The 7,726-nt window shown below is 74.4% G+C and carries 7 protein-coding genes; 6 read left to right on the top strand and 1 reads right to left on the bottom strand.

Features of this window, described 5'->3' with window-relative positions; translation table 11 throughout:
• Window positions 1–374: 374 nt before the first annotated feature.
• The gene (locus VM95_RS36420) at window positions 375–1,232 is read right to left on the bottom strand and encodes a hypothetical protein (protein WP_045705344.1); all 858 of its coding nucleotides are present in this window, start codon (window positions 1,230–1,232) and stop codon (window positions 375–377) included.
• Window positions 1,233–1,859: 627 nt separating this feature from the next.
• Here VM95_RS36420 and VM95_RS36415 point away from each other — a divergent pair.
• The 6 genes from VM95_RS36415 to VM95_RS36390 all read left to right on the top strand — a co-directional run.
• Window positions 1,860–2,675, top strand: coding sequence for a LysM peptidoglycan-binding domain-containing protein (locus tag VM95_RS36415; RefSeq protein WP_045705342.1), 816 nt, complete (start codon window positions 1,860–1,862; stop codon window positions 2,673–2,675).
• Between the two features lie 126 nt (window positions 2,676–2,801).
• A complete protein-coding gene (locus VM95_RS40995; RefSeq protein WP_078861128.1) occupies window positions 2,802–3,347 on the top strand; it encodes a transglycosylase family protein in 546 nt (181 codons plus the stop codon).
• Between the two features lie 121 nt (window positions 3,348–3,468).
• A complete protein-coding gene (locus VM95_RS36405; protein ID WP_045705348.1) occupies window positions 3,469–4,158 on the top strand; it encodes an alpha-ketoglutarate-dependent dioxygenase AlkB in 690 nt (229 codons plus the stop codon).
• Window positions 4,159–4,339: 181 nt separating this feature from the next.
• Entirely contained in the window at window positions 4,340–5,200 is an 861-nt protein-coding gene (locus VM95_RS36400) for an acyl-CoA thioesterase (protein WP_045705341.1), read from the top strand.
• Window positions 5,201–5,499: 299 nt separating this feature from the next.
• Window positions 5,500–6,282 carry a DUF1684 domain-containing protein gene (locus VM95_RS36395; protein ID WP_045705340.1) on the top strand — a complete coding sequence of 261 codons (783 nt, stop codon included), beginning with the start codon at window positions 5,500–5,502 and terminating at the stop codon, window positions 6,280–6,282.
• 84 nt (window positions 6,283–6,366) lie between these two features.
• A partial coding sequence (locus VM95_RS36390) for an MFS transporter (protein WP_425265395.1) occupies window positions 6,367–7,726 on the top strand: 1,360 nt, incomplete at its 3' end.

The following is a 7,726-nucleotide window of genomic DNA, read 5'->3' as shown; positions in this document are numbered from 1 at the left end:
GGTGGAGGCGGTCTGGGTCGTCACGTACGGGTGCTCCGCGTCGTACGACGGGCGCATGCCCGGGATGGTGAGGTGTCCGGTGGCGGACCGTCCGGGGGACGCGGAGACGTCGTAGCTGTACACGTAGGGGCCAACGAGTGAGGGGGCGGGGGGATGCGTGGGCGCGGGGACGCCGGGGCCAGGGGATGCGGGACCGTGGCTTCCGCGGGCCGGGAGGCGGCCGCCGTGGATCGGTCGGCGGCCGCCTCGCGGTGCGGTGGTGCCTGTGGTGCGCGGTTCCTGGGGGCCTGGGGGCCAGAGGGCCTGGGGTGCGGCGGGTTCCTGGGGCGCGGCGGTTCTGCGGCGCCCGGTCGGGCGGCTCCGCCGGGTACGGCTCAGGTGCCGGCGAGCGGCAGCGAGGCGGCGACCACCTGGCCCAGCGACACCGCGCGCTCCAGCGCCTGGCGCAGCAGGTCCTCGCGCGGCTGGCGGCCGACCATGCCGGCCGGGACGGCGTACATGGTCACCTCGGAGAGCTGGCTGGCGGCCATCCGCCACGCCTCGGTGACCTGGAGCGGCTGGTGCGCCTGCCACCAGCCGGTGCTGCCGCCGGCCGCAGCGGGTTGCAGGATCGCGTGCAGCTTGCCCATCGCGACCAGGACCGACCAGCCGGCCAGCTGGTCCGGGGTCTCGTTGAGGTCGCTGACGGGCTGGAAGCCGGCGTCCTGGAGCAGGTCGAGGAACTCGTCCTCGCCGGAGGTGCTGCCGGGGCGGCCGACCGGGCCGGTGGGCTCGACCACCAGTGAGGCGTGCCCGACCTTGTCGTGCAGGACGAGCCCGCAGGTGATGCCGAGGATGGCGGCCTGGCCCGGGGCGGTCGGCTGGGCGGCCGGGTCCGCGACGGCACCGGCGGGGGCGGCCGGGGAGGCGGGGACGGTCGGGGTGTTCGGCGCGCCGGGGCCGGGCGCGCCGGTCTGGGCCTGGCTGATGCTGCGGACGGCGCCGGCCAGCTGCTCCTCGGACACCGGCACCACCTGGGACGGGATGCAGCGGGCGTGGGCGAAGGCGAGCACCGCGGTCTCGTCGGCGACGAAGAGCACGGTGCTGGTCGCCTCGATGTCGGTGTCGCCCGGGGTGCGGCAGGAGGTGCACTCGTAGCTGGCGGGTGCGCGGTCGCCGGCGAGGAGGCGGTCGGCCTCGTCGTCGCCGATCTCGGACCGGACCTCGTCGCTGACGTCGAGCATGCGCGGCACTGGGTCTCCTCGGGAGGTGGGTGCGGATGGGCTTCGTGGTGCCGTGGGGGGTGGTGGGGAGGTTGAGCGGCGGTTGGTGAGGGGAGGTCGCCATGCCCAACGGGCCCCTGTGTCAGGCGTCACGGGTGCCGGCCGAGGCCGACGGGAATTGCCCGTGATCCGATCGCGCCGGGTGTTCTCGTGGTCGCAATCTGTCGATGTCGGTGGCGAGACTGCCGGAATGAAACCGTGAGGTGGGTCACGGCACCCGGATGTTTGATCTAGGAATTGACGGTTAAATCGGACATTTCGGGCATGATTCGCAGGTTGTTACGGGCGGTAACCGCTTGCTGAGCTGGGCAGACTGTCCGAGTTTTGGAATCCCCGCCGACCGGCTCGTAGCTTCTTCAGCGGCGCAACGAGCGCCACCCGGGCTCACCCCCGACGCACAGCCCCCCGGCCCGCCGGGCGCGGCAGGTGCCCGCCGACGCGATCGCTCGAACAGGTCGCCGGCGAGTGGCTGGGTGGCCGGGGCGGCAGCGGCACGTCCGACACGTGCACGGCCGCCCCACGGACGCGGCAAGCGAACGCGGCCCTCTCCAGGGCTTTGGTTCCGCATGCCCGCCCGGGGCTGTCGAGAGGAACCCCATGACCTTCCGTAACGAGAACGCCGCTGCCACCACCTCCGCCGTCACCAAGCGCAACCGCGTGCGGATGGCGGTCGTCGCGGGTGCCGCCGTCGCGGCCCTGCCGGTGGCCGGCCTCGTCACGGCCACCTCGGCCTCCGCCGCTTCGGTCTCCACCTGGGACGCCGTCGCCCAGTGCGAGAGCGGCGGCAACTGGTCGATCAACACCGGCAACGGCTTCTACGGTGGGCTGCAGTTCACCTCCAGCACCTGGGCCGCCTACGGTGGCACCGCGTACGCCGCGCAGGCCAACCTGGCCACCAAGGCGCAGCAGATCGCCGTCGCCGAGAAGGTCCTCGCCTCGCAGGGCCCGGGCGCCTGGCCCGTCTGCTCCGTCAAGGCCGGCCTGACCAAGGGCGGCGCCCCGGCCGCCGTCGACACCTCGGCCGGTTCGTCCACCGGTTCGTCCACCGGTTCGGCTGCGGCCAAGCCGGCGCAGACCCCGGCGCCGAAGACCGCCACCCCGAAGGCCGCCGCCGCCCCCAAGGCCGCCGCCGCGCCGAAGGCCGACGTCGCGCCGAAGTCCGCCCCGAAGAACGACGCCGCGCCGAAGCAGGACGCCGCCAAGGGCGCCCAGTCCTGGACCGGCTCGAACGACGCCAAGCCCGCCAAGCCGGCCCAGCCGGCCAAGGGCGACTACACCGTCAAGTCCGGTGACACCCTGAGCTCCATCGCTGCCGCGCAGGGCCTGGACTGGCACGACCTGTACAAGAACAACGCCAAGGTCGTCGGCGGCAACCCCGACCTGATCTTCCCGGGCCAGGTCCTGAGCATCTGAGCTTGAGCTCGGCTCGGGTGCGCTCGAGCTGACCTCGAAGGCCGCTCCTCCGTGTGGGGGAGCGGCCTTCGGCGTGTCCGGTGTGTCGGGGCGGTGGCGTGGCCGCGCTGCCTAGGGTCGGGCGCCATGCTGCATTCGCGTGACGGACGGTATGACGAGCAGTACGGCGGACGGTCCGACGAGCAGTGCGGCGGACGGTCCGATGAGCAGCCTGACGGGCCGGCAGGTCGGGCGGCGCTGCGGCTGAGCGTCGCGGTGGCGGTGGTGGTGGCCGTCGTCTCCGGCGGCGGTGGCGGTCCCGGGGGCGACCGGGCCGGTGCGGCGGTGCGGGTCGCGGATGTGGTGTGGGACGAACTCGCCGACTGCGAGAGCGGCGGCGACTGGCGGGCCGACACCGGCAACGGCTACTACGGCGGTCTGCAGATCTGGCCGCCCACCTGGGCCGACGCCGGCGGCCTGCGGTACGCCGACCGGCCGGACCACGCGAGCCGGCGGGAGCAGACGACCGTCGCCGAGGAGATCCTGCGGCGGGAGGGGTGGGAGGCCTGGTCGGGCTGCGCGCGGGAACTGGGGCTGCTCGGCGGGCCGAAGGGCACCGGGACTTCGTTCGGGGGCTGGTCGGCCGCCCGGGGCGAGGGCGGTGCGGGAGGATGGTGGGGTGATCCAGGGTGAGCTGTTCGGCGATCCGGCGGGCCGGTCCGGCGAGGGGGGCCGGTCCGGTGAGGAGGGCCGTTCTGCCGAGCGGGGCGGGTCCGCGGGGCGGGGCGGGCGCCGGGAGCCGGCCCCCGGTGCCGTGCTGCTCCCCGGCTGGCTGGACCTCGACGCGCAGCTGCGGCTGGTCGCGGCCTGCCGGGAGTGGGCCCGTCCGCCGGCCGGCCTGCACGAGGTGCGGATGCCCACCGGCGGCATGATGTCGGTCCGGATGGTGAGCCTCGGCCTGCACTGGTACCCGTACGGCTACCGGCGGTTCGCCGAGGACGGTGCGCCGGTCAAGCCGTTCCCGCCGGAGCTCGGCCTGCTCGCCCGCCGGGCCGTCGTCGAGGCGTACGGGGGCGGGGCCGGGAGAGGGTTTGAGGTCGGGGCCGGGGGCGGGTCTGGGGTCGGGGCCGGCTGGTCGGTCGGGGAGGCCGGCGGCGCGCAGGTCGCGGGCGCGGCGGCGTACGAGCCGGACATCGCGATCGTCAACCACTACCCGCACGGCGCGAAGATGGGCCTCCACCAGGACCGGGACGAGCGGGTGGACGCGCCGGTGGTGTCGCTGTCGCTCGGCGACTCGTGCGTCTTCCGGCTCGGGAACACCGAGACCAGGACCAGGCCGTGGACCGACCTGGAGCTGCGCAGCGGGGACCTGCTGGTGTTCGGCGGCCCGGCCCGGTTCGCGTACCACGGGGTGGTGCGGACGTTGCCGGGGACGGCGGACCCGGCGCTGGGGCTGGTCGGGCGGCTCAACATCACCGTGCGGCAGTCGGGGCTGGAGCGGTAGCGCGGGCCGTCGCCGGTCACTCCCGGTGGTGCCGCTCACACGTTCGAGTGAACTGGTCGTTCCGGCCCGGTGAGCGGGAATGACCCGGGTCGCCGGAGAATTCGAGTGAGCGGAAGAATTCGATGCGGAGCGGGCGGCGCCGACCGGCGCGGACGCCCCGCAGCCCGGAGAGGGAGCACGCATGGGTACCCCCGTCGACGACCTTGTCGACCTGCTCGACCTGGAGCAGATCGAACTGAACATCTTCCGCGGGCGCAGCCCCGAGGAGGCGCTGCAGCGCACCTTCGGCGGTCAGGTCGCCGGGCAGGCGCTGGTCGCGGCGGGGCGCACGGTGGACGGCGAGCGCCCCGTCCACTCGCTGCACGCCTACTTCCTGCGCCCCGGGGTGCCCGGCGTGCCGATCGTCTACCAGGTCGACCGGATCCGCGACGGCCGCTCGTTCACCACCCGGCGGGTGCTCGCGATCCAGGGCGGCCGGTCGATCTTCGCGCTCACCGCCGACTTCCACCTCCCCGAGGAGGGCGGCATCGAGCACCAGTACCCGATGCCGACCGTCTCCGCCCCCGAGGACCTGCCCAGCGCGCTGGAGGAGGTCGGCTCCAGACTCGGCGAGCTGCCCCCGTTCATCAGCCGCCGCCAGCCGTTCGACATCCGGTACGTCGACCGGCTGCGCTGGACCAAGGAGGAGCTGGAGGGCATCGAGGCCCGCAGCGGCGTCTGGCTGCGCACCAACGGCCCGCTGCCCGACGACCCGCTGATCCACGTGTGCGCCCTCACCTACGCCAGCGACATGACGCTGCTGGACGCCGTGCGCGCGCCCGTGGAACCGCTCTGGGGCACGCGGCACTTCGACATGGCCTCGCTGGACCACGCGATGTGGTTCCACCGGCCGTTCCGGGCGGACGACTGGCTGCTCTACCAGCAGGAGTCCCCGATCGCCCACGGCTCGCGCGGCCTCGCGCGCGGGCAGATCTTCGACCGGGAGGGGCGGCTGGTGGTGTCCGTGGTGCAGGAGGGGCTGTTCCGGCCGCTGGGTGGGTGAGCGCGAATCGCTGAGGCGCGGTGTCGGTGAGGTGTCGATGAGTGTCGGCATGTTGCCGGGTGCGGCGGGGTGTTGCGGTTCCCGGTCGTTCCCCGGTCGTTCCCCGGCGGGCGGGAATGGCCCGGCAGGGTCGGCGGCGTTGTGGTGGTCGACGCCGCGGTGGTCGGCGTCGGAACGGTCGAGGCGAACAGCTGAGGCGATGGGCTGAGGCGAACAGCTGAGGCGAACGGCTGAAGTGATCGACCGAGGTGACGGCCCGAGCGGCGGGCCGTCGACGAACTGAGCGGGAGGGTGGACCGATGACGGCGACAGCCGCGGAGGACTGGAAGCACTGGACCGAGCAGCGGGCCGCGTCGGTGAGCGCGCCGCACGGCCAGCTCGCGCTCACCGGCACGCACTGGCTGGCCCCCGAGCCCGGCGAGGTCCCCGGCCTGCCCGGCCGCTGGTGGGCCGACGGCGAGGGCGTCCGGGTACGGGCGGCGGCTGCCGACGGCGTCACGGTCGGCGGTCGGCCCGTCGACGGCGAGGTGCTGCTGCGCCCGGACACCGACCCGGCCGCCGACACCGCCGCCCTCGGCGACCTGCTGCTCGTCCCGATCGAGCGCGAGGGCGAACTCGCCCTGCGGGTCCTCGACCCGGCCGCACCCCGCCGGGTCGCCTTCGCGGGCATCTCCAGCTACCCGTACGCGCCGGAATGGGCGGTCCCCGCCGTCTTCACCCCCTTCGAGGGCGAGCCGCAGGCCGTCGTCGTCCCCAACGCGGACGGACGGGAACGCCCGCTCGCCGTCACCGGGCGGATCGAGTTCACCGTCGCCGGCGAGCACCGCACCCTCACCGTCAGCCGCGCCGGCCAGCGGCTCAGCGGGGTGATCGCCGACGCGACCAGCGGCGTCGACACCTACCGGTTCCGCTTCATCACGCTGCCCGCCCCCGATCCGGACGGGAACACGGTGCTCGACCTCAACCGGGCCTACCTGCCGCCGTGCGCCTTCTCGGACCACTTCATCTGCCCGTTCCCGCCGCCGGGCAACCGGTTGGACTTCGCGGTCGAGGCGGGGGAGCGGCAGGTCCTCAGCCGGTAGGCGGTGCGGCGCCCCGCCGACGCCGCCGCGCTGCGCCGCCCCCGGTGTCGGGCGGCGCGGCGGCCGGGGCGAGCATGGACGACTGTGCCGACCAATCAGCCTCCCGACGCAGCCTCCCCGTCCACCCCTTCCCCGTCCGCCGGCCCGTCCGCCTCCGCTTCCCCGGCTCCTGCCCCGCGCTGGTACCGGCGGGCCGTCCGCGGGGCGTTCGCCGACCTGAGCCCCCTGCGCGAGAACCCCGACTACCGCCGGGTGTGGTTCGGCCAGGCGGTCTCCTCCATAGGCCAGCAGATGACGGCCGTGGCCGTCTCCGTCCAGGTCTACGCCCTGACCGGCTCCTCCTTCGCAACCGGCCTGGTGGGCCTCTTCTCGCTCGTCCCGCTGGTCGCCTTCGGCCTCTACGGCGGGGCGATCGCCGACACCGTCGACCGGCGCCGGCTCGGCCTGATCGGCTCCGCCGGCCTCGCCGCCGTCTCCGCCGTCCTCGCCGTCCAGGCCACCGCCGACAACGGCCGGGTCGCCGTCCTCTACGCCGCCGTCGCCCTCCAGGCCGCGTTCTTCGCGATCAGCTCACCCGCCCGCTCGGCGATGATCCCCAGGCTCGTCCCCAGCCACCAACTCCCGGCGGCCAACGCCCTGAACACCATCAGCATGAACCTCGGCCTCACCGTGGGCCCCATGCTCGGCGGCGTCCTCATCGGCGCCTATGGAAGCCAGGCCGCCTACCTCGTCGACACCGTCGCCTTCTCCGGCACCCTCTACGCGATGTGGCGCCTGCCCTCCCTCCGCCCGCTCGGCGAACGCAAGGGCCGCGCCTCCGTCCTCGACGGCCTGCGCTTCCTGCGCGAGCAGCCCAACCTGCGCACCAGCTTCCTCGCCGATCTCGCCGCGATGATCTTCGGCATGCCGCGCGCCCTCTTCCCGGCCATCGCCGTCACCTTCTACGGCGGCGACGCCCGCACCGTCGGCCTGCTCGTCTCCGCCCCCGCGGTCGGCGCCCTGATCGGCGCCCTCTTCTCCGGCTGGGTCGGCCGCATCCACCGCCAGGGCGCCGCCGTCCTCGCCGCCGTCTGCGCCTGGGGCCTCGCCATCGCCGCCTTCGGCGCCCTCCACAACCTCTGGCTCGGCCTCCTCCTGCTCGCGGTCGCCGGCTGCGCCGACACCGTCAGCATGATCTTCCGCAACACGATGATGCAGGTCGCCGCCCCCGACGAGATGCGCGGCCGCCTCCAGGGCATCTTCATCGTCGTCGTCGCCGGCGGCCCCCGCCTCGGCGACTTCGAATCCGGCGCCGTCGCCTCCCTCACCAACCCCGCCACCTCCGTCATCACCGGCGGCCTCGCCTGCGTCGCCGCCGTCCTCCTCCTCGCCGCCCGCCGCCCCGCCTACCTCCCCTACGTCGCCCGTCACCGGACCCCTCGACCCGCCCCACCCCGCCCCTCCG

The organism is Streptomyces rubellomurinus (genome assembly GCF_000961885.1).
Classification (GTDB): domain Bacteria; phylum Actinomycetota; class Actinomycetes; order Streptomycetales; family Streptomycetaceae; genus Kitasatospora; species Kitasatospora rubellomurina.
The sequence above is the reverse complement of the archived record's forward strand: the minus strand, read 5'-3'. Positions and strand labels throughout refer to the sequence as shown.